The organism is Micromonospora sp. NPDC005206 (assembly GCF_040608175.1).
Lineage (GTDB): Bacteria > Actinomycetota > Actinomycetes > Mycobacteriales > Micromonosporaceae > Micromonospora.
Genome location: NZ_JBEXHU010000007.1, coordinates 281,469 through 300,532, shown reverse-complemented (window position 1 = coordinate 300,532; position 19,064 = coordinate 281,469). Strand labels below are relative to the sequence as shown.

The following is a 19,064-nucleotide window of genomic DNA, read 5'->3' as shown; positions in this document are numbered from 1 at the left end:
GGGGCCACCGGCGGGCTCAGGCGCGTCGCGAGCCGCGCGGCAGCCAGCCGATGAACCGATCCTGGAGGGACATCACCGGGGCGGCGCGCAGGTCCTCCGTGGCGGCGGCGAGACAGGAGCCCAGGTAGACGCTGAGCATCGCCCGGTCACCCCCGTATTCGGCCAGCAGCCGGCTGCGCTTCGTCGCGCACGGCCACTCTTCGCCGCAGGAGCCGCAGCTCCAGCCGGGGGTTGTCGGGGCGTGATCGTCAGCCCGTCCTCCCGGCCGTTCCGCACCATCGGTCATCGCACGTCCTCTCCAGATGTCCGCAGGACTGGCGGTTGCCGAGCCCCGGTCAGCGGCTGATGGTGGCCCCCCGGTGTCATCAGTGCGAGCGCTGCGCGTCCCTCCGGTGTTACATCCTTCCGGTACGTTCTCCCCTCGTGGCAGTCGGAAAGTTGACGGTCGACACGAAGTCGGCGCAGCGCGTCCCTATCTACCGACCGGTAGCCGGCAATGCGTGACCTGCTGCCCGCGACGGTGGCGGTGGCCGTCGCCGACCCGGACGACTGGGTCGGGGAACTGCTCGCCGCGGAGCAGGCCTGCCTGGGCGAGCGGGCGGTTCAGACCCGCCGGCGGGACTTCACCGCCGGGCGGGTCTGCGCCCGCCGGGCGATGGCCGGCCTCGGCCTGCCACCGGCCGCCGTTCCGGCCGCCGCCGACCGCGCGCCGGTCTGGCCGGCCGGGGTGGTCGGCAGCATCACCCACACCACCGGCTACTGCGCCGCCGCGGCGGCGCGCAGCACCGACCTCCGGTCCGTCGGGATGGACGCCGAGCAGCACCGCGAGATAAATGAGGGAGTACGCCGACTCGTGCTGCTGCCCGAGGAGGAGGAGGCCTGCGCGCGGCTGCCCCGCGGCGTCTCCTGGCCGGTCGTGCTGTTCAGCGCCAAGGAGACCGTCTACAAGGTCTGGTACCCGGTCGTCGGGAGTTGGCTGGACTTCCACGACGCCCGGCTCGATCTCGACCCGGACGCCGGCACGTTCACCGCCCGGATCGCGCCGGCCCGGGTGGACGCGGCGGCGGTCGCCGACCCGCCGGCCACGGTCAGCGGCCGGTTCGTGGTCGCCGACGGGCTGGTCCGCACCGCCGCCGTTCTCCCGCTCCGCTGACACCCTGCGTCCGACACCGGACCGTCCACCGTGGTGGTCCGGCGTGGGACGGGATCTGGCGCGGCGACCGGGCGGTCGATGACGCACGGTAGCGTCGGCGGGTTCGCGAACCGCACGTACCGAGGCGTCAAGGAGTACGGTGACCCACCCCCAGCCCCCCGTCGGGCCGCAGGACCCCCAACAGCCGAACCCGGAGCCGCCGACCCAACCGTTCCCGGCGACACCGCAGCAGTCCGCCGCCGAGCCGACGGTCCCGCAGGCGCCCGTGTCGCCCAACCCGTGGTCGGCAGGGGGGAACGCGCCGCAGGCGCCGTACGCCAGCCCGCGGTACCCGACCGCGCCGGACCAGGCCTGGCAGCCGCCGCCGTTCTCGGGCGGCGCGTACCCGGGAGCGGGCGGCGGCGCGTACCCGCCACCCGGCGGGCCGGGCCACCCGCTCACCATGCCGCCGCCCGTACCCGTGAAGAACTCCAAGAAGACCGTGGTGGTCATCGCGGTCACCGCGGCCGTGCTCACCCTGCTGTGCTGCGCCGGCGGCATCGTGGCGGTGGTCATCGGGGCGAACCGGGCCGCCAACGACGTGACCGAAGCCCTGCCGGCCCCGGGCGTGACCCGGGGCGTCGGGCAGCCGCCGATCGGCGCCGCCTCGTCGGCCCCGCGCTCGTCGGCCCCGCCCTCGACGGACGACGACACCCGGAACATGTCGCCCGGGGACACCCTGGTCATCGACGGCGACGACGGCACCGTCGAGATCACGGTGACGAAGTTCAGCACCTCCACCGAGCCCTGCAAGTCGTACGGCCTCAAGCCGGACGAGGGCATGTACGTGATCGCCGACGTGACGGTCGCAGTCACCAAGGGCACCGGTTCGACGAACCCGCTCTTCTTCCAGTGGGTCGCCGCCGACGGCACCGAGACCAACGCGATCGGTGGGGCCTTCTCGGGCTGCGGCAAGCCCATGCCCGCCGGCAACGACCTGACCGCCGGCACCAAGCGCACCGGCAGCGTCGTGTTCGACGTGCCCGACACCGAGGGTGTGCTGGAGTACCAGCACGAGTTCGAGACCGCCGGCTCCTGGAAGCCCTGACGTTTTCCCCGACGGAGGGCGGGGACGCAAGTCAGGAGAGGCGTCCCGCCGCGACGAAAGGGAGGCGACATGAGCGTGGAGAGGGCGAACGACCAGGTTGAGCGCGTGGCCGGTCCGGCGAAGGCGCAGGTGGGCAACATGACCCGGAACGAGCGGTCACAGGCGGATCGCGTGGCGCAGCGCGATGAGATCCGGGGCAACCAGCCCGGCGAGCACGTCCAGGAGGACGCCCGGGACGTTTCGGACGACTTCACCAGCTGACGCGCCACTGCGGTGGCGCCCCGTCCGGCGTGCCCGGGGGCGCCACCGCACGGCTGGCAGCGGTGCCCATCCCTGGCGGGTTCGTCGTGCGCGCGAAGGACGACGGTCAGCCGAAGGTGTCGCTGCAGACGCGCCAGTCCGGTTCGGTCTCGAGCCGGAGACTCACCGACGTCGTCGCACCGGAACCGCCGGTCAGTCGCACGGTCACGAACGCACTGCTGCCGGCTTCATTGCCGAATCCGGCCCGCCCGAGATCGTGGGAGACCGGACGGCCCAGTCGCTCCACCGCCTCGGTGAACTCTTCGACGGTGATTCGGTCCTTCACCTCTGAACACATCGAGCGGTAAGCGGTGTCGTCCTGGTTCTGCTCCAGGTGCTGCACGAACCGATCGGCTGCGGCTCGCGCCTCATCGATGTCCGGGCCGCCGTACATCCACACCAGAAAGCCGAGCACCGGAAGGAATGCCGCCGCCAGCAGCGCCACCACGCAGGCGGCGGCGACGGCCCACGGCCCCCAGCCTCGCTGGCCAACGACCCCGGGCGGCGTGTGCATCGGTGGCGTCATACCCGGCACGCTAGCCACGGCGAGTCAGGACCCGAACACGACCGGAGCACAGATCGATCTCGGCCGCGGCTACCGTGCCCACGCCTCCTTGGCGGTGACGACCGGACGGTCGGTGCGTACCGATTCCTCGATGGCGAGGCTGATGAGGTGGTCCTGGCACGCCTCCGCCAGGGGATACGGCGCCGGGCCTTCCTCCCGTGCCCAGGCGCCGGCGCGAGCCAAGATGTCGGCCACGGCGATGTCGTCGTCGGACATTCCACTGCCGACGAACGGATTGCGGTAGACCACGGCGCCGTCGAAGCTGATGTGCTTCAGGTCGAGCCCTTCGAGGTTCAGGTCGACGCCGGTCTGCCGCCGCACCAGGGACGACTCCACCGGCGTGGTCGGGTCGACCAGGCGGACCACCCGATCGTCCACCAGCTCGCCGAGCGACCCCCGCACCACCAACCGGCGGGTACGCAGGGGGTTCCACCACTGGTTGTCGGTGAAGTCGTACAGCCCCATCCGCCCGCCGAAGTCGATGGTGGCGAGGATGGTGGAGAGTTGCTGCGGGGTGGCGTCACCGCTCCAGCCGGCGGGTGACAACGGGTTGGCCAGTGGCGCGACGAACGCCCGCGCGTTGACCTCGGCGACGTCGTACCCGACGCCGAGCAGACCACGGATCAGCGAGACCGCGTGGTACAGGTGCGTGGAGGAGACCTGGACGGAGGTCGGTTCACCCAGCACCCCGGCGCGGATCACCTCCAGCCGGGCCGCGTGCCCGGGCATCAGCAGGTACTGCTCGGCGACCTGCACCAGGTCACTGCCTCCGACGTCGGACCAGAGGGACCGCAGCCGCGCCAGGTCGGGCGCGGGCGGCGTCTCGGCGAGCACCGGCACCCCGGCCGCGACCAGGTCGCGGGTCGCCTCGGGCGTCACCGACCAGGGCACCGACACGATGACGAAGTCCGGCCGCTCGTGGGCGAGCAGTTCGGCCGTCGTGCGGAAGGTCCGCACGCCCCACTCGGCCGCCACCGCGGCACCGCGCGATTCGGTACGCGTGACCACCCCGGTCGCGCGGAACCGCTCCGGCAGCAGTCGAGCCAGGCGGAGGAAGAACTCGCCCCGCCAACCACTGCCGACGAGGCCGAACCTGGTCTGGACCGCCGATGTCATGTGGACTCCTCACGTCGAGTCCGGATGCTAGTCGGCCGATTCGCTAGGGTTGCCTGGGATCCGCGCCAGCAGAGAGGCGGAGGATGGTCACCAACCCGTCGCTGGACTACTACCTGATCCTGGCCGGTCATCCGGCCGGCGAGGTCGAGGGGATCGTCGTCGAGGAGTTCACCCGCCACCCCGACCACACGACCGCAGGCCTGGACAGCGCGGGCTGGACGCCCGCGGGTGCCGGCTGGTGGAGTTCCGCTTCGTTCAGCCGCCGCATGCGCTCCGACCCGGAGCTGCTGGCGAGGGTGCTCCCCACCTGCCGCAGCGGCGCGGAGAACGCCTGTCGCACACTCGGTGGCGGTCAACTTCCGGCCGAAGCGGTGCTGCGTACGTACTTCCACGACCACCAGCCGTTCCCGACCGTTCCGCCGCTGCGATTCGGCCCCGCGCAGCCACCCGCCGGATTCCACGAGCGTCGCCTCTACCGTGTCCTCTTCGCCAAGGATCTCCGGGAGGAGCAGGTGGCGAGCTTGCGCACGGCCTGGCATTCGGCGGTCGACAGGTCGCCGGGGTCGGTTGCCGCCGGTCACCTGGAGCAGGGCGATGACCAGTTCACCTGGGACCTACGTCGAGTCGGGCACGGGCTCGCCTGGTGCCTGGACGTGACCGTCCTGATGGGCAATGCCGACTCCGCGGCGGTGGCGGCCACCCTCTGCGACCTGACGAACCTTCTGCGTCAGCACGGCTTGATCCCGGTGACGACCGAGCGTTTCTCCTGATCCGTTCGGGTCTGTTCGGGACGCGCCAGTGGCCGATCGCCGCGGGAGGGAACCCATCGGGACTACTACTGGTCCCCGCTGCCCGGCGTCTCCTCGTTGTTCCTGGCCAGCCCGCTGAGAAGCACATCGATCATGTGCCGCGCGCGGTAGTCGGGGAAGGTCTCGACGCCGATACACAGGTTGCCGATGGCGAGCATGAGGTCGTACGCCCGGGTGTCCGAATGCGTCTGGCCGGCGGCGGCTGATGCCTTGAGCAGCTGATCGAGCACGGGCAACAAGCGCTCGACGAACTCCGCGTGCAGACTTTCGAAGCCGGCCTGGTCCGAGCGCAACGCTTCAGCCAGACCGTGTTTGGTCACGAGGAAATCGACGAAGCGAAGCACCCAGCGCCGGAGAGCTTCGTACGGTGTCACACCAGGTTCGGCGACCGCCGTGTCGCCGGCGAGCGCGTCGAGTTGATGCCGAAACACCGCGACGACGAGGTCCGCCCGGGTCGGAAAGTGCCGGTAGACGGTGCCCATGCCGACACCCGCCTCGGCGGCGATGTCGCGCACGGGAGCGTCCACGCCGGAGCGCACGAAGACAACGCTGGCGGCCTCAAGAAGCGTGCGCTGGTTGCGCTGAGCGTCCGAACGCGGTCGCCGGCCGACGCGCGGAGGTGGTTCGGGAGTCGGTGGCATGGCTCACATCCCAACACTTGTTGAACGGAGCGCTGCTCCGTACCGCTAAGCGGAGCGACGCTCCGGAATACGTGATGTCAGACCGCCGGGTGCCGCCACCACGCCGATCGACCAGTAAGGCACTCATCCCATGAGTGAGACATCCACCAGGCGACCTATCCGCTCGGCACCGCCTCTTAGGCCTCTCGGCGGCGTCCTACACCTCCGTCGACCTTCGCTGCTGCACAAGATCGAAAAAGGCCGTTTCCGACTCGCGGAAACGGCCTTGAACTGGGTGGAGCTGAGGGGATTTGAACCCCTGACCCCCTCGATGCGAACGAGGTGCGCTACCAGTCTGCGCCACAGCCCCTCCGCCGGCGAACCGGCTTCGGTCCCACCCGGCTTACACCGGGCGGGCCGGCAGCAAGGCTAACAGGTCGCCGGCCCCCACCGCGAATCCGCCCCCGGCGCGGCGCTCGCACCCACCCGAAGATCCACTCCGCCTCCTGGAAACCGGGGCATCCAGGACGCCGCGACACCCCGACTTCCAGGAAACCGAGTCGATCAAGCGCCACCGCGCGGGCTCAGGCGCGCCGCGGCCGGGCGCCACCGCGCGGGCTCAGGCGCGCCGCGGCCGGGCGCCGTCGCGCGCGCTCAGGCGCCGCGGCCGGCCTCGTAGGGGCGTCCGCGCAGGGCACCCGTTCGGCGGTAGGAGACCGACGCGCCGTTGACCGATGCCGGCAGGTCGCCCGGCCGGTCCAGGCCCATGGCGGCGCGGCGTACCCCCTCGCGCTGGGCTGCCAGCCGACGCTGCGCCTCCCGACGGGCCGCGGCTCGGCGGGCCTGCTCGCGGCGCACCTCGGCCTGCCGGGCTGCCAGCCAGGCCGCCTCGCGGGCCAGGGCCCGGCGCCGGCGGCGGCCGGCCAGGGCCCGACCGCGCAGGTGGACGACGTACACGGCCAGGAGCATGAAGGTGACCGAGAAGCCGATCCAGAAGCCGGGGCTGACGAACAGCACGCCGATCAACTCGACGACGTTGAGCAGCAGCAGGGCGGCGAGGACGCGGCGGCGCCGGTACACGGCGGGGGTGTGCTGCCGGCGGGGCGGCGGGCGGCGGCGGGACCGCTTCGATGCGGGCGGCACGGCCCGCAGCCGGCCGGAACGGCGGCCTGCCGGAGGCGCGGAGACCGGCGCGGTCAACGCTCCGGTAGCGGCATCCTCACTGAGGGTGACAACAAGTGAGCGCGGCGGGTGCACGGGCCGGCGCCCCGGCACAGTGCGGCGCCGTCGGCGGCGCTGGAGCACCCGCGCCGTCGACTGCGCCCGCTCCGCCACCAGCCGCTCTGTGGCGTCGTACCGGCGGACCAGCGCCGGGGCCAGGGCGAGCAGGCCGGCGGCGGCGAGGACGGCGAGGAGCACCGAGGTCGGCACCCTCACCCCTCCCGTCACCTAATTCGGAGCAACCACCACCCGACCGCAGGATCTTCCACCGATCGCGCCCGGCCGAGTGGATCGTCCGGATGGGCAGTGCTTGCCGAAGCTTGCAGTTACTTGAGGTTACGGCGCACCGACCGGGATGCCGCCGCGCCGCGCCGATCCCGTCCGTGGGACGACGGAGAGGCCGTCGGGAATCCCGCCGCGGCTACGGCGGCCCAGCCTCGCTCGCCCGGGATTTCCCGGCAGCCTCCTACCGCGCGTTGGCGCGAACCCGGTGCCATCGGGCCAGCAGACCACCCTCGGCAGCGATCTCCTCACTGGTCATCGCGTATCCGATGTGGTCCCGCCACGCGCCGTCGATGTGCATGTAGCGCACGTGGTACGACTCCTCGCGGAAGCCCAGCTTCTCCACCACCCGCCGGGACGGCCGGTTCTCGGGGCGGATGTTCACCTCCACCCGGTGCAGCCCGCCGGGGCCGAACGCGTGGTCCACGGCCAGCGCGAGCGCGGTCGGCATCACGCCCTGGCCGGCCACCCGGGCGTCCACCCAGTAGCCGACGTACCCGGAACACAGGGCCCGCCGCACGATGCTGCCCACGTTGAGGTGCCCGACCAGCCGGTCCCGGTCGGCCTCGCGCAGGCAGACCGCGAACGGCATGCCCTCGCCCTCGCGGGCCGAACGCCGCTGGTCACGGTGCACCCAGCGGAACGCGGCGGGCGAGTTCAGCTCGTCCCAGTCGCCGGGCAGCGACGACTCCCAGGGTGACAACCAGGCCCGGTTGCCTCGCCGTACCTCCGACCACGCCCCCGCGTCGGAGCGCCGGTAGGGCCGCAGCAGCACCGGGCCGTCGACCAGCACCGCCGGCCAGCCGGGCGCCCGCTCGGGGCCGAAGAGACTCACCCGCACAGTCTCCCGTGCGGGACCGTGTAGCGCGCAAGTCGACCCACCGCCCTCCGCGCAGGGGGCCTCATGTTCGTGGGGCCGGGAGGCGGACCACCGATCGCCCCGACGCACCGCCACACCCGCGGGCGGGCGACCGGAACACCGTCACCGGCGCCGGTCGAGCAGCAGGACGTCCACCGTGGAGCCGGCGGCGGCGGTCGTGACCCGCTCGCCGAGCACCAGCAGCCCGTTCGCCTCGGCCAGCCCGGAGAGGGTGAACGGCCCACCGCTGAGCGGCTGCACCGTGTATCCGCCGCCGCGCCGCTCGGCGACGTGGGCGGGCCGGAACTCGCGCAGCCCGCCGGGTGACGACACGGTCTCCAGCAGGTGCGCCCGCACGCTGGGCCGGAACACCGGCTCGGCGCCGGCGAGCAGTTGGATGGCCGGACGGGCCAGCACCTCGAAGCCGATCAGCGCGGCGCCGGGGTCGCCGGGCAGGCAGACCACCGGCACCTCCTCGGCGCCGACGGTGCCGAAACCGAGCGCGGTGCCGGGATAGAGCGCCACGTCGGTGAAGGTGACCGGCCCCGCCCGGCCACCTTCCCGGCGGGACAGGATCCGGCGCACCATGTCCCCCGGGCCGGTGCCGGTCCCCCCGGTGGTGATGATCAGGTCGGCGCGCAGGGTCTGGTCCTCCAGCAGCCCGCGCAGCCCCTCCGGGTCGTCGTCGCAGATGCCCACCCGGTACGCCAGCGCCCCCACCTCGGCCGCGGCGGCGGTCAGCGCGTGCGAGTTCGCGTCCACCACCTGCCCGGGCTGGCTGCCCCGGCCCACGTCGACCAGCTCGTCGCCGGTGGCCACGATCACCACGCGTGGGCTGGGCCGGACCACCACGTGCCCGATGCCGGTGGCGGCGAAGACCGCGACCAGGGCCGGGGAGACGTACGTGCCGGCCCGGGCGAGCAGGGTGCCGGCGGGCAGCTCCTCACCGGCGCGGCGTACCCCGTACCCCCGCTTGGGGGTGCGGAAGATCTCCACCGCGGCCATGCCCTGGTCGGTCCACTCCACCGGGACCACCACGTCGGCGGCGACCGGCAGCGGCGCCCCGGCGGCCACCGAGAAGCACGAGCCCGGGGTGAGCCGGACGGGCCGCCAGCTCGCCGCGCCGAGGTCGCCGACCACGTTCAGCCGGATGGTCCGGCCGCCGGGCGTGCCGGAGGGGGCCGGGACGTAGCTGGGGCCCCGGCCCCCTCCGGAAATGTCCTCCCAGCGGGCCGCGTACCCGTCCACGGCCGCCTGGTCGAAGGCCGGAAAGGCGTGCGGCGCGACGACGTCCTCGGCGAGGACGTTGCCGTACGCCTGGGTGAGGTCGAGGTCGAGTGGCGGCAGCGCTCGTAACCTGCGCAGCACGCTGCCCAGGTAGTCGGCGAGCGGCGTCAACTCGTTCGCGGCCGCCTCGGCGTCGGCCGTCGCGGTCATGTACCAGATCCGCCTGCCGCGTCGGCCTTGACGAAGTCGGCCAGCCAGGAGCGGAACTCGGCGCCCATGTCGTCGCGCTCGGCGGCGATCTGCACCACCGTCTGGAGGTAGCCCAACGGCATTCCGGTGTCGTAGCGGGTGCCCCGGTAGACGATCGCGTGCACCGGCGTGCCCTCGGTGCGCAGCAGCTCCATCGCGTCGGTCAGCTGGATCTCACCGCCGCTGCCCGGCTTGGTCCGCCGGATCGCGTCGAAGATCGTGCCGGGCAGCACGTAGCGGCCCAGCACCGCGAGGTTGCTCGGCGCGTCCTCCGGCTGCGGCTTCTCCACCATGCCGGTCACCTTGACGACCTCGCCGATGTCGGTCAGCTCCGCCTCGGCCGGCTCGACGGAGGCGATGCCGTACCGCTTGGTGTCGGCCGGGTCGACCTCGAAGAAGGCGAGCACCACGCCACCGGTGCGGGCCTGCAGCTCCAGCATGGCCGGCAGCAGCGGCTCGGACGGCTTGACGAACTCGTCGCCGAGCAGCACCGCGAAGGGCTGGTCGCCGACGTGGGCCTCGGCGTACCCGACGGCGTGGCCGAGCCCGAGCTGCTCCGGCTGCCGGACGGTGTAGATCTCGGCCAGGTCACTGGGCCGGCGCACTGCGGCCAGCCGCTCGGCGTCGCCCTTCTCCTCCAGCCTGGTTTCCAGGTCGGGGCGACGGTCGAAGTGGTCCACCATCGACGTCTTACCCCGACCGGTGATCAGCAACACGTCGCCCATGCCGGCCTGGGCGGCCTCCTCGACGATGTACTGCAACACCGGCCGGTCCACCACCGGCAGCAGCTCCTTGGGCACCGCCTTGGTGGCCGGCAGGAACCGGGTGGCCAGTCCGGCGGCCGGGATGACGGCCTTGACCGCCAGGGGACGGCCGGTTGCGGCGACCGTCGATGAGGGGTTCGCTGAGTGCTCCGACATGCCGCGAGACTATCGGCCACGGCTCTGCCGCGGCGGGTGTGGCCCAGAAGACGCGCCGCCGCCTGACCCCGACCCGCCGGCTTCCGGGCCGGGTCGGGCCGCGTCCCCGGCGCTGTCCGCCCCGCCGTCGGCCGGTTCCGGCCGGGCGTGCGTCGGCCCCGCCGGCGACGATTCGGGTACGCCCGCAGCCGGCTCCGACCGGGCGGGTCCGCCCGGCTCCCGGGTGGCCTGCACGGGCCGGCCGGCGCGCGGCAGCCCGTCCAGTGGGCTCATCGCCCCCGCCGGGACGGGGATCTCCCGCCTCGGCACGTCCGGGTACACCTCGGCGACCCGGTAGGTGTCCCGGCCGGCGGCCTTCGCAGCGTAGAGCGCGTCGTCGGCGGCCTCCAGCACTTCCCGCCCGGTGCTGCCGTGGTCCGGATAGACGGCGATGCCGACCGACACGGTCACCACGACCGGCCCCGCGTACGCCTCGACGGCGACCGGCGTCTCGCGGACCGCCGCGCCCAGCCGCTCCGCCACGATCGCCGCACCCCGGGCGTCGGTCTCCGGCAGCAGCAGCACGAACTCCTCGCCGCCCTGCCGGAACGCGAGGTCGACCTCCCGGATCTCGCCGCGCACCCGCCGGGCGAACTCGGCCAGCACGGTGTCCCCCGCCGCGTGCCCATACGTGTCGTTGACGTCCTTGAACCGGTCCAGGTCGAGGGCGAGGACGCTGAGCATCCGGCTGAACCGGCTGGCCCGTTCCACCTCCCGCCGGATCGACTCGCGCAGGTAGCGGTAGTTCCACAGCCCGGTGAGCGGGTCGGTGAGCGAGAGCCGCTGCGCCTCCTCGTGCACCCGGACGTTGTCCACCGCCACCGCCGCGTGCCCGGCGAAGGTGCGCAGGGTGACCAGGTCGTCGTCGTCGAACTCGTCCGCGCCCAGTCGGTCGTAGAGGGCCAGCACGCCGAGCGCCGCCGCCGGCGCCCCGGCCTCCTCGCCGGCGCCGCCGACCGGCGCCGCAGGCGCGCCCTGGGTCGCCGTGGCGCCGCCGCCCGGGGTGGCGAAGGGGACCGCGACGTATGTGTGGCAGCGCGGCTCACCCGCCGGGGCGTCGGTCGGCCCCGCCCGCCCACGTTGGGGCTCCCCGGTGGCGGCAACAGCGCCGACGACGCCGACGCCCACCGGCACCCGTAACGTCTCCGTTTCGTCCCCCTCCGGCCAGCGCCCGTCCAGCCCCTCGGTGCACTGGGCGACCAGCACCCCATCGGCCTCCACCAGCAGCACCGCGCCGGCCCGGGCCCCGGTGGCCGCGATGGCGCTGTGCAGGATCACCCGCAGGATGCGTTGCAGGTCGTGCGTGCTGGCCAGGGTGTCCCCGAGGACGGCGAGGTGGCCGCGTAGCTGGTCCCGGCTGCTGGTCAGCGCCGTCACGTACGACCCCGTCTCCCGGGTCATCCGGTTGAACGCGGCGGCCAGCCGGCCCAGTTCGTCCCGGGTGCGCACCGGCACCCGGGCGGTCAGGTCGCCGTGCGCCACCCGGTCCACCGCGCCGGCCAGCTCCACCAGCGGCCGGGTGGTCACCCGGGCCAACCGCCAGGCGCTCAGCACGGCGAGCAGCCCGGCCAGCACGACCACGCCGACCAGCGTGACGTGCAGCGCGGGTGGCCGTTCGCTCGGCACGGAGAGCACCAGCGGCAGTGGCTGCCCGGCGGAGGGCCCGATGCGCCGCACGTACCGGCCCTCGGAGGTCTCGGTGACCCGCTCGCCGTCGGTGGCGCTGGCGGCGGCCAGCACCGCGTCGCGTACCTCACGGGATTCGGTGGTGTGGGTGACCCGCCCGGCGCTGACACCGCCGTCGAGCAGGGTGACGGCCACGCCGGTCACCGCGGCCAGCCGCGCCACGAAGGCCGGGTCGACCAGTTGCGCGGCGGCTACCGTGCCCAGCAGGGTCCCGGCCCGGTCACGCAGGTCGACCCGGGCGGCCAGGGCGCGGACCGGGCCGGACGGCGCGACCGTGCCGGAGCAATCCCGCCAGGGGGTCGACGGCGCGCCGGGCGAGGCGTACGTGACCTGGCCGGTCACGTCGGTGATCAACACCCCGGCGGCAAGCCCCCGGCCAACCAGTTGGTCAGCGGCGCCGGCCGGATCGCCGGTGAGGGCCACGGCGTCGGCGGTGGCGCGTAGCTGCTGACAGAGCGCGTCGACCGAGGTACGCACGGTGGACGCCGCCACGGCGAGGCGCTCGGTGGAGCGGCTGCGGTCGACGGTGGCGACGGTGGAGGCGACGAAGAACGCACCGAGCAGGACCGGCCCGAGCACCACCACGAGGAAGGCTGCCGTCAACCGCCCCCGTAGCGTCACTCGGTCCCCCCGGACGTTCCGCTTTTGTTGCTTGCGATGCTGACACAGAGCAACCGTGGGAGAGGCGTTGCGTCAGGAGTGTTGCGTGCCGGAATTTTCTGATGAAGCGGAAGTGACCCGGGTGGCGAAGCGGGACACGCGGGCCGAGCTGCTCGCCCGCCGTCGGGCGCTGAGCGGTCCGGCCCGGGCCGCCGCCGCCGGGCGCGTCCAGGCCGAGCTGGTCGCGCTGGTACGCCGGCTGCGCCCGGGCCGGATGACGGCGTACGTGCCGGTCGGCTCTGAGCCGGGCGGGGCCGACCTGCCGGAGGTGCTGCGGGCGGCGCTGCCGGCCGACGCCGAGCTGCTGCTGCCGGTGCTCCGCGCCGACCTCGACCTGGACTGGGCGGCGTACACCGGGCCGGATGCCATGATCGCGGCCGGGCGGGGTATCCGGGAGCCGGTCGGCCCCCGGCTCGGGGTGGCCGCGGTGACCGACGCGGGTCTGGTGGTCGTTCCGGCGCTGGCGGTCGACCGGCGCGGCCGGCGGCTGGGCCGCGGCGGTGGCTCGTACGACCGGGCGCTGGCCCGGGTGCCCACCGCGACGCTGACCGTGGTGCCGCTGCACGACGGCGAGCTGGTCGAGGCGCTTCCGGTGGAGCCGCACGACCGTCCGGTCCGCGCGATCGTCACCCCTGCCGACGGGGTGCGTACGCTTGACGACGGCCCGGGTGCGGCGCATGGTGTCGCGCCCCACACGTCCGCTGGACGAACCCGGGGCGAATGACGCACCATTGGCACTCGAATACGTCGAGTGCCAACTGGCTGAGCCCAGATCCGGAGGAGAACGTGCCCACGTACCAGTACGCCTGCACCGCGTGCGGTCACCAGCTCGAGGCGGTCCAGTCCTTCTCTGACGCGCCGCTGACCGAGTGCCCGGCGTGCGCGGGGCGGCTGCGCAAGGTCTTCAACTCGGTCGGCATCGTCTTCAAGGGCTCCGGCTTCTACCGCACCGACTCCCGGGCTTCCGGCTCCGAGACGTCGGCCGGTGGCACGGCGGGCAAGCCGGCCAAGTCCGAGTCGTCCTCGTCGTCCTCGGGCGGAGACTCCGGGTCGTCCGGTTCCTCGACCGGGTCGACGTCCTCGTCGTCCGGATCGTCCTCGTCGTCCGGCTCCTCGTCGTCCGGCGGGTCGAGCGGCGGGTCGAGCAGCGGCAAGGCCCCGGCGGCCAGTTCCGCATCCTGACCGCTGCGCCCGAGCGGCGTGGTCGTCCCGTGTCATAGCAGGTCCGGCCGGTCGGTGGGCGTTGTCCACAGGCCGGCCGGTTGTCCACAGGCATCGGCGGGCGATCAGCTGACCGGGTCCCGATCGGCCTAACCTGCCGTCCACGGGTGTCGCTGCGGCACCCCGCGACGGGAGGCGGCAGATGGCGACCGGCGATCCAGATTCCGCTCGGGCGTTGCGGCCGCTGCGGCGGCTCGCCCTGCCCCGTGGGCGCACCCTGCTCCGGGCCGGTCTGGTCGCCGCGTTGCTCGGCTTGGCCGCCGCCGTCCTGCACACCCCCACCGGCTGCCCGCCGGCCACCCGCGCCACCCCATCCCCCGGCGCGGGACCGGTCGACGGGAAGGGGCCGGCCGGCACGGTCGACGGGCCGCAGCCGACCGGCGCGACCACCGCCGGGGCGCAAGTGACGGCCGGCCCGTTGGCGCTGCCCAGCGGCGCGGTCGGGGTGCCGGTCCGGTTGGCCGAGCCGGCCGCGCTGGCGGTGGTCCGCCCCGGGGCCCGGGTCGATCTGCTAGCGACGCCGCCGGGCGGATCGGGCACCGAAGCCGCCCTGCTCGCCCCCCGAGCGCTGGTGCTGGACGTGTTGGGGTGCCGGCGCGACCGACGGGTCGTCGGCGCTCTATCTGGCGCTCCGCCCCGACCAGGCGCAACGCGCGGTCGGGCTACCCGAGGGAAGCCGGTTCGCGATCGTCGTCCGCGGTTGACCGCGCACACCACCGAGACTCGCTACGGGGGCGGCAGCCGCGCCGACCCGCAGGACGGGAGCCGGGTCAGCCCCAGTGCGGAGGGCGTTCGGCGAGCAGCCAGTCGTCGTTGCCGCCGGGCCGCTCGCCCCAGCCGCGGTCGGTGTCGTCGGCGGTCTGCTCGGGCAGCACCACGAAGTCTTCGCTCAGGTCGACGGTGCGGTCATCGTCGCCGCGCGCGCCCTGCGTGCCGGGGTCCTCGGTGCTCACGAGCGGCAAGACTAGCGCAGCCGACGGCAGCGGACCGGTGGCAGACGGTGGCGCGCCGGCCAGAAGCGACCGAGCCGCCGGCCGCGTTGGTAGCGTCGGACGGCGTGACGACCCCCAGCGGTGGCAGCACCCCGGACGACTACTGGCGGCGGCCCGGGACCGGCGGCGAGGAAGCACCCGACCAAGCCGCCGCCGCGCCCGCGCCCGGGTACGCCGGCCCACCGCCGAGCGTGCCGCCGCCGGCGGGCTGGCGTCCACCCGTACACCTGGAGCCGACGCCGCCCCGGCGGCTGCCGCCGCAGGACATGGCCGGCCTCGACGTGGCCGAGCAGCGCGCGCAGCGGGTCACCTACGGTTTCGGCGCGGCGGTCGGCGTGGTGCTGGTGGTCCTGGTCTGCCTGCTCTGCTCGCGGGTTCTCTTCTGACCCCGTCGTGACCGACGGTCAGAGGGTGGTGCCCCAGACGGCCTGGGCGCCGGAGTGGCCGGTCAGGTAGACGTAGACCAGGGCGGCGATGGAGAGCGCGACGACGGCCACCGCCAACACCGGAGTCACCAGTGCCGGCAGCCGCGGCACCCGGGGGTGCCCGCTGGTCGCCACCAACAGCAGGATGGCCACGATCCCGAGCGGCACCACGATCCGGAACAGGATGTCGCCGTACCGGGAGTGCTCGAAGATCTGATCGAGGATCGGGCCCTGGAAACCCCGGGCGACCAGCGCGTCGGTGAACGCCTCACCCGACTGGATGGCCACGAAGGCGGTCAGCGGAGCGGCCACGGCCAGGATGGCCACCGCCCAGTCCAGCCGGTGCCGCCAGCGCGGCAGTCCCACGTACGCGACGGCCAGCACAGCCAGCAGCGGCACGAACAGGACCACCGCATGGACCACCAGGACGTGTACCGGTAGACCCTGGATCTCCTCGAACATCGACACCCTCCAGGTGGATCACGGTCACGGGGTGGCCAGCCTACGGTTCGCCGGCCGCCCCCAGGCTCTCGACCGGAGACACGCGCTGCCTCTCGATCGGGTTCACCGCGCCCCGATCCGGCCACCGCCGACTGTGTCCGCGGCCACCCCGACCGGACGTCGGTTGTCGGCGCCGGTCGCACGTGCTGTCATTGGCGCATGTCCGGTGCCGAGGAACTGCTGCGATCGAGGGGCCTGCGCGTCACCCGACCGCGCCTCGCGGTGCTCGACGTGCTGGCCGGCGGCGGCCACCTGGAGGTCGACGAGATCACCCGGCAGGTCCGCGAACGCCTCGACTCGGTCTCCACCCAGGCGGTCTACGACGTGCTGGGGGCGCTGTCCCGGGCCGGGCTGTCCCGACGGATCGAGCCGGCCGGCAGTCCCGCCCGGTACGAGGCGCGCGCCGGCGACAACCACCACCACGTGGTCTGCCGGGGCTGCGGCGAGATCGCCGACATCGACTGCGCGGTGGGCAGCGCCCCCTGCCTCGAGCCGAGCGTCTCGCACGGCTTCGAGGTGGACGAGGCGGAAGTGACCTTCTGGGGTCTCTGCCCGGGCTGCCAGGCCCGCCGCTCCGCCGACAGCTGACCGGGCTCGCGTCGGGAGAGGTGGCCGGCGGGGTCGGCCTGGCCGTGGCACTCTTGGGCGGTGGACTCCGATGACCTCGGCCTCTTCGGTCCGGGTTCGGTCACGTGGAAGGTGCACGAGGAGCCGATCCTGATCGTCGCCGGCCTGCGCTCGCTCTACCTCCAGGCGTTGCACCCGCGCGCGATGGCCGGGGTCGCGCAGAACAGCGACTACCGCACCGACGCCTGGGGCCGCCTGGTCCGCACCGCCACCTACGTGGCGACCACCATCTACGGGACCACCGCCGAGGCGGAGGCGGCCGGGGCGCGACTGCGCCGGCTGCACGACCGGATGCGGGCCACCGACCCGGACACCGGCACGGAGTTCCGGATCGACGAGCCGGATCTGCTGCGCTGGGTGCACGTCGCCGAGGTCGAGTCGTTCCTCAGCACGGCCCGACGGGCCGGGCTGCGGCTCACCGACGACGAGGTCGACGGGTACTACACCGAGCAGCGCCGCTCCGCCGCCCTGGTCGGCCTCGACCCGGCCAGCGTCCCGGGCACCGCCGAGGAGGTCGCGGAGTACTACCGCGCGGTGCGACCCGAGCTGCGGATGACCCGGGAGGCCGCGGAGACCGCGCTCCTGCTCACCGCCCCGCCGCTGCCGTGGAAACTCAACCTGCCGGCCCGGCTGGGGCTCAGCCTCGGGCCAGCACGCTGGGCGTACCTGGGGATCGCCGGCACCGCGCTCGCGCTGCTGCCGGCGTGGGCCCGCCGGATGTACGGCGGGCTCGGGCTGCCCACCACCGCCCTGTCGGCGGACCTGACCGTGCGCGCCCTGCGGCTGGCACTCGCCACGGTCCCCCGGCGCTACCGGGAGGGGCCGATCCGGCAGGCCGCCAGGCAGCGGGCCGAACGGCTCACCGCCACCCCGCTGGCCGGCTGACCCGGCGCCGCCAGAGGTTTCAGCCGTCGGTGGGTCGGTCCACGGCCGCCCACGGCTCCTTGCCCGGCGTCTGCGCGCCGGTCGGGCAGTGCCGCCGGTAGTCGCACCAGCCGCAGCGCGGGCCGGGCGCCACGGGGAACGCCGCATCCGCGTCGCCGCCGTCGGCGACCGCCCGCTCGGCGGCCATGATGTCGCGGGCCGTCTCCTCGGCCCGGGTCAACTGCCGGGCCAGTGACTCGACGGTGTGGTCGTGACCCGCCACCGTGCCGGTCGGCAGGTGGTGCAGCTCGACCCGGCGGCACGGGCGGCGGAACACCCGCTCGGCAGCGTACGCGTAGAGCGCCAGCGCCTGCGAGCCCCGGGCGTCGTCGGTGTCCAGCCCGGTGCGACCGGTCTTGTAGTCGACGATGACCAGCTCCTGGCCCTCCGGCCCGGGGCGGGAGTCGATCCGGTCGGCGCGGCCGTTGAAGGCCAGCACGGCGGTCTTGACCGCCACCACCCGCTCGACGCCGAGCGGGTCGGCGTCCGGCTCCAGCGTCTCGACGTACGCCTCCAGCCAGCCCAACGCCCGCCGGTAGGCGGCCCGCTCCTGCTCGTCGTCGCGGTAGCCCTCGCGGACCCAGGTGCCCTTGAGCAAGGTGGCCAGCGCCTCGGGGCGACGCCGGTCAGCGGGCAGCGCATACCAGTTCTTCAGCGCGGTGTGGACGCTGGCGCCGAGCGAGTTGTGCGCCCACGGCGGGCCCTTGGGCGGGGCCGGCCGGTCGACGTAGGAGTAGCGGTAGCGGCGCGGGCAGTCCAGGTACGCACCGAGCTTGCTCGGGGTGCAGACGAAGAGCCGCTCCGGCATGCCCTCGAAGCCGAGCTGCTCGGCGCTGCCGGCACGTTGCTGCGGGGCCCGGCCGCCGGCGGCCGGTCGTCCGGCTGAAGAGGATCGTCGCACGCCTGCGATCCTGCCACCCACCCCCGACAGCACGGGGGTGCCGGGTCAGGTCATGTTCACGTACTGCGTGACGAAGGCGGCCACCGCGTCCGCGATGAGCTGCACGGCGATCGCGGCCAGCAGCAGACCGGCGATCCGGGTCAGCACCTCGATCCCGCCGGGGCGCAGGATCTTCACGATGCCGCCCGAGAAGCGCAGCACGATCCAGACCGCGACCATCACGGCGAGGATCGCCGCGGCGATGGCGGTGAAGTCGCCCAGCCCGTCGGCCTGCTGGACGAAGAGCATGGTGGCGACGATGGCGCCGGGGCCGGCCAGCAGCGGGGTGCCCAGGGGCACCAGCGCGATGTTCGAGGTGACCTGCTGGCTGGGGTCGTCGGCCTTGCCGGTGAGCAGTTCCAGGGCGACCAGCACCAGCAGCAAGCCGCCGGCCGCCTGCAGGGCGGGCAGGTCCACGTGCAGGTAGTCGAGCAGGGTCTGCCCCGCCACCGCGAATATCACGATCACGCCGAGCGCCAGCGCCACCGCCTGCCAGGCCGCCCGGTTCCGGTCCCGGGCGGGCAGCGGGCCGGTCAGCGCGAGGAAGATCGGCATCATGCCCGGCGGGTCGGTGATCACCAGCAGGGTCACGAAAACCTCGCCGAACAGCTTCAGATCCACGTGATCAACCTAGCCGCGCC

General features: G+C 73.8%; 22 protein-coding genes, 1 tRNA gene and 1 pseudogene. 9 read left to right on the top strand and 15 right to left on the bottom strand.

From position 1 onward, the window contains the following. Positions 1–16: 16 nt before the first annotated feature. On the bottom strand, positions 17–286 hold the full coding sequence (locus ABZU69_RS13280) for a hypothetical protein (RefSeq protein WP_354964600.1): 270 nt from the start codon (positions 284–286) through the stop codon (positions 17–19). A gap of 210 nt (positions 287–496) precedes the next feature. Here ABZU69_RS13280 and ABZU69_RS13275 point away from each other — a divergent pair, with 210 nt between their 5' ends. The 3 genes from ABZU69_RS13275 (at position 497) to ABZU69_RS13265 (ending at position 2,501) form a co-directional block, all read left to right on the top strand. Then, positions 497–1,153 (top strand): 4'-phosphopantetheinyl transferase superfamily protein, encoded by a 657-nt coding sequence (locus ABZU69_RS13275; RefSeq protein WP_354964599.1) that lies wholly within the window; start codon positions 497–499, stop codon positions 1,151–1,153. A gap of 139 nt (positions 1,154–1,292) precedes the next feature. Next, a complete protein-coding gene (locus ABZU69_RS13270) occupies positions 1,293–2,240 on the top strand; it encodes a DUF4352 domain-containing protein (RefSeq protein ID WP_354964598.1) in 948 nt (315 codons plus the stop codon). 69 nt (positions 2,241–2,309) lie between these two features. Further along, positions 2,310–2,501 carry a general stress protein CsbD gene (locus tag ABZU69_RS13265; RefSeq protein WP_354964597.1) on the top strand — a complete coding sequence of 64 codons (192 nt, stop codon included), beginning with the start codon at positions 2,310–2,312 and terminating at the stop codon, positions 2,499–2,501. A gap of 106 nt (positions 2,502–2,607) precedes the next feature. On the opposite strand, the gene ABZU69_RS13260 is transcribed toward ABZU69_RS13265, so the two are convergent. Continuing rightward, positions 2,608–3,066 carry a hypothetical protein gene (locus ABZU69_RS13260; protein WP_354964596.1) on the bottom strand — a complete coding sequence of 153 codons (459 nt, stop codon included), beginning with the start codon at positions 3,064–3,066 and terminating at the stop codon, positions 2,608–2,610. 69 nt (positions 3,067–3,135) lie between these two features. Then, a complete protein-coding gene (locus ABZU69_RS13255; protein WP_354964595.1) occupies positions 3,136–4,221 on the bottom strand; it encodes a Gfo/Idh/MocA family oxidoreductase in 1,086 nt (361 codons plus the stop codon). An 83-nt stretch (positions 4,222–4,304) separates the two neighbouring features. On the opposite strand from ABZU69_RS13255, the gene ABZU69_RS13250 reads away from it, so the two are divergent. Then, positions 4,305–4,991, top strand: coding sequence for a hypothetical protein (locus ABZU69_RS13250; RefSeq protein ID WP_354964594.1), 687 nt, complete (start codon positions 4,305–4,307; stop codon positions 4,989–4,991). Positions 4,992–5,056: 65 nt separating this feature from the next. Here the strand turns inward: ABZU69_RS13250 and ABZU69_RS13245 are convergent, their stop codons facing one another. The 7 genes from ABZU69_RS13245 to ABZU69_RS13215 form a co-directional block, all read right to left on the bottom strand. Next, positions 5,057–5,671, bottom strand: coding sequence for a TetR/AcrR family transcriptional regulator (locus ABZU69_RS13245; RefSeq protein WP_354964593.1), 615 nt, complete (start codon positions 5,669–5,671; stop codon positions 5,057–5,059). 275 nt (positions 5,672–5,946) lie between these two features. Then, a tRNA-Ala gene (locus ABZU69_RS13240) sits at positions 5,947–6,020 on the bottom strand. A gap of 284 nt (positions 6,021–6,304) precedes the next feature. Next, positions 6,305–7,087: a hypothetical protein gene (locus ABZU69_RS13235; protein ID WP_354964592.1), complete on the bottom strand. Its 783-nt coding sequence runs from the start codon at positions 7,085–7,087 to the stop codon at positions 6,305–6,307. Positions 7,088–7,337: 250 nt separating this feature from the next. Beyond that, positions 7,338–7,988, bottom strand: coding sequence for a GNAT family protein (locus tag ABZU69_RS13230; RefSeq protein WP_354964591.1), 651 nt, complete (start codon positions 7,986–7,988; stop codon positions 7,338–7,340). Positions 7,989–8,135: 147 nt separating this feature from the next. Continuing rightward, positions 8,136–9,449 (bottom strand): gephyrin-like molybdotransferase Glp, encoded by a 1,314-nt coding sequence (glp, locus tag ABZU69_RS13225; protein ID WP_074316573.1) that lies wholly within the window; start codon positions 9,447–9,449, stop codon positions 8,136–8,138. Beyond that, positions 9,446–10,408: a UTP--glucose-1-phosphate uridylyltransferase gene (locus ABZU69_RS13220; protein WP_354964590.1), complete on the bottom strand. Its 963-nt coding sequence runs from the start codon at positions 10,406–10,408 to the stop codon at positions 9,446–9,448. The genes glp and ABZU69_RS13220 overlap by 4 nt, the downstream gene beginning before the upstream one ends. 9 nt (positions 10,409–10,417) lie before the next feature. Continuing rightward, positions 10,418–12,754, bottom strand: a complete 2,337-nt coding sequence (locus ABZU69_RS13215; RefSeq protein ID WP_354964589.1) for a diguanylate cyclase — start codon at positions 12,752–12,754, stop codon at positions 10,418–10,420. Between the two features lie 85 nt (positions 12,755–12,839). On the opposite strand from ABZU69_RS13215, the gene ABZU69_RS13210 reads away from it, so the two are divergent. Both ABZU69_RS13210 and ABZU69_RS13205 read left to right on the top strand, forming a co-directional pair. Further along, positions 12,840–13,517: a 5-formyltetrahydrofolate cyclo-ligase gene (locus tag ABZU69_RS13210; RefSeq protein ID WP_354964588.1), complete on the top strand. Its 678-nt coding sequence runs from the start codon at positions 12,840–12,842 to the stop codon at positions 13,515–13,517. Continuing rightward, positions 13,514–13,720: pseudogene (locus ABZU69_RS13205) on the top strand (FmdB family zinc ribbon protein); the annotation flags it as partial. The gene ABZU69_RS13210 and the pseudogene ABZU69_RS13205, both read left to right, overlap by 4 nt. A 14-nt stretch (positions 13,721–13,734) precedes the next feature. On the opposite strand, the gene ABZU69_RS13200 reads toward ABZU69_RS13205, so the two are convergent. Then, on the bottom strand, positions 13,735–13,947 hold the full coding sequence (locus ABZU69_RS13200; protein ID WP_354964639.1) for a hypothetical protein: 213 nt from the start codon (positions 13,945–13,947) through the stop codon (positions 13,735–13,737). Between the two features lie 837 nt (positions 13,948–14,784). Then, positions 14,785–14,967 (bottom strand): hypothetical protein, encoded by a 183-nt coding sequence (locus ABZU69_RS13195; RefSeq protein WP_074316562.1) that lies wholly within the window; start codon positions 14,965–14,967, stop codon positions 14,785–14,787. 104 nt (positions 14,968–15,071) lie between these two features. Here ABZU69_RS13195 and ABZU69_RS13190 point away from each other — a divergent pair, with 104 nt between their 5' ends. Continuing rightward, positions 15,072–15,392 (top strand): hypothetical protein, encoded by a 321-nt coding sequence (locus tag ABZU69_RS13190; protein ID WP_354964587.1) that lies wholly within the window; start codon positions 15,072–15,074, stop codon positions 15,390–15,392. A gap of 18 nt (positions 15,393–15,410) precedes the next feature. Here the strand turns inward: ABZU69_RS13190 and ABZU69_RS13185 are convergent, their stop codons facing one another. Next, positions 15,411–15,893 carry a DUF2231 domain-containing protein gene (locus ABZU69_RS13185; RefSeq protein ID WP_354964586.1) on the bottom strand — a complete coding sequence of 161 codons (483 nt, stop codon included), beginning with the start codon at positions 15,891–15,893 and terminating at the stop codon, positions 15,411–15,413. Positions 15,894–16,091: 198 nt separating this feature from the next. Between ABZU69_RS13185 and ABZU69_RS13180 the strand changes: the two genes are divergently transcribed. Beyond that, positions 16,092–16,520, top strand: coding sequence for a Fur family transcriptional regulator (locus ABZU69_RS13180; protein WP_089017851.1), 429 nt, complete (start codon positions 16,092–16,094; stop codon positions 16,518–16,520). A 60-nt stretch (positions 16,521–16,580) separates the two neighbouring features. After that, entirely contained in the window at positions 16,581–17,444 is an 864-nt protein-coding gene (locus ABZU69_RS13175; protein WP_354964585.1) for an oxygenase MpaB family protein, read from the top strand. A gap of 19 nt (positions 17,445–17,463) precedes the next feature. Here ABZU69_RS13175 and ABZU69_RS13170 read toward each other — a convergent pair whose 3' ends face one another. Beyond that, on the bottom strand, positions 17,464–18,384 hold the full coding sequence (locus ABZU69_RS13170) for a PD-(D/E)XK nuclease family protein (RefSeq protein WP_354964584.1): 921 nt from the start codon (positions 18,382–18,384) through the stop codon (positions 17,464–17,466). 45 nt (positions 18,385–18,429) lie between these two features. Beyond that, positions 18,430–19,044, bottom strand: coding sequence for a MarC family protein (locus ABZU69_RS13165; RefSeq protein WP_089017854.1), 615 nt, complete (start codon positions 19,042–19,044; stop codon positions 18,430–18,432). Between the last annotated feature and the right edge of the window lie 20 nt (positions 19,045–19,064).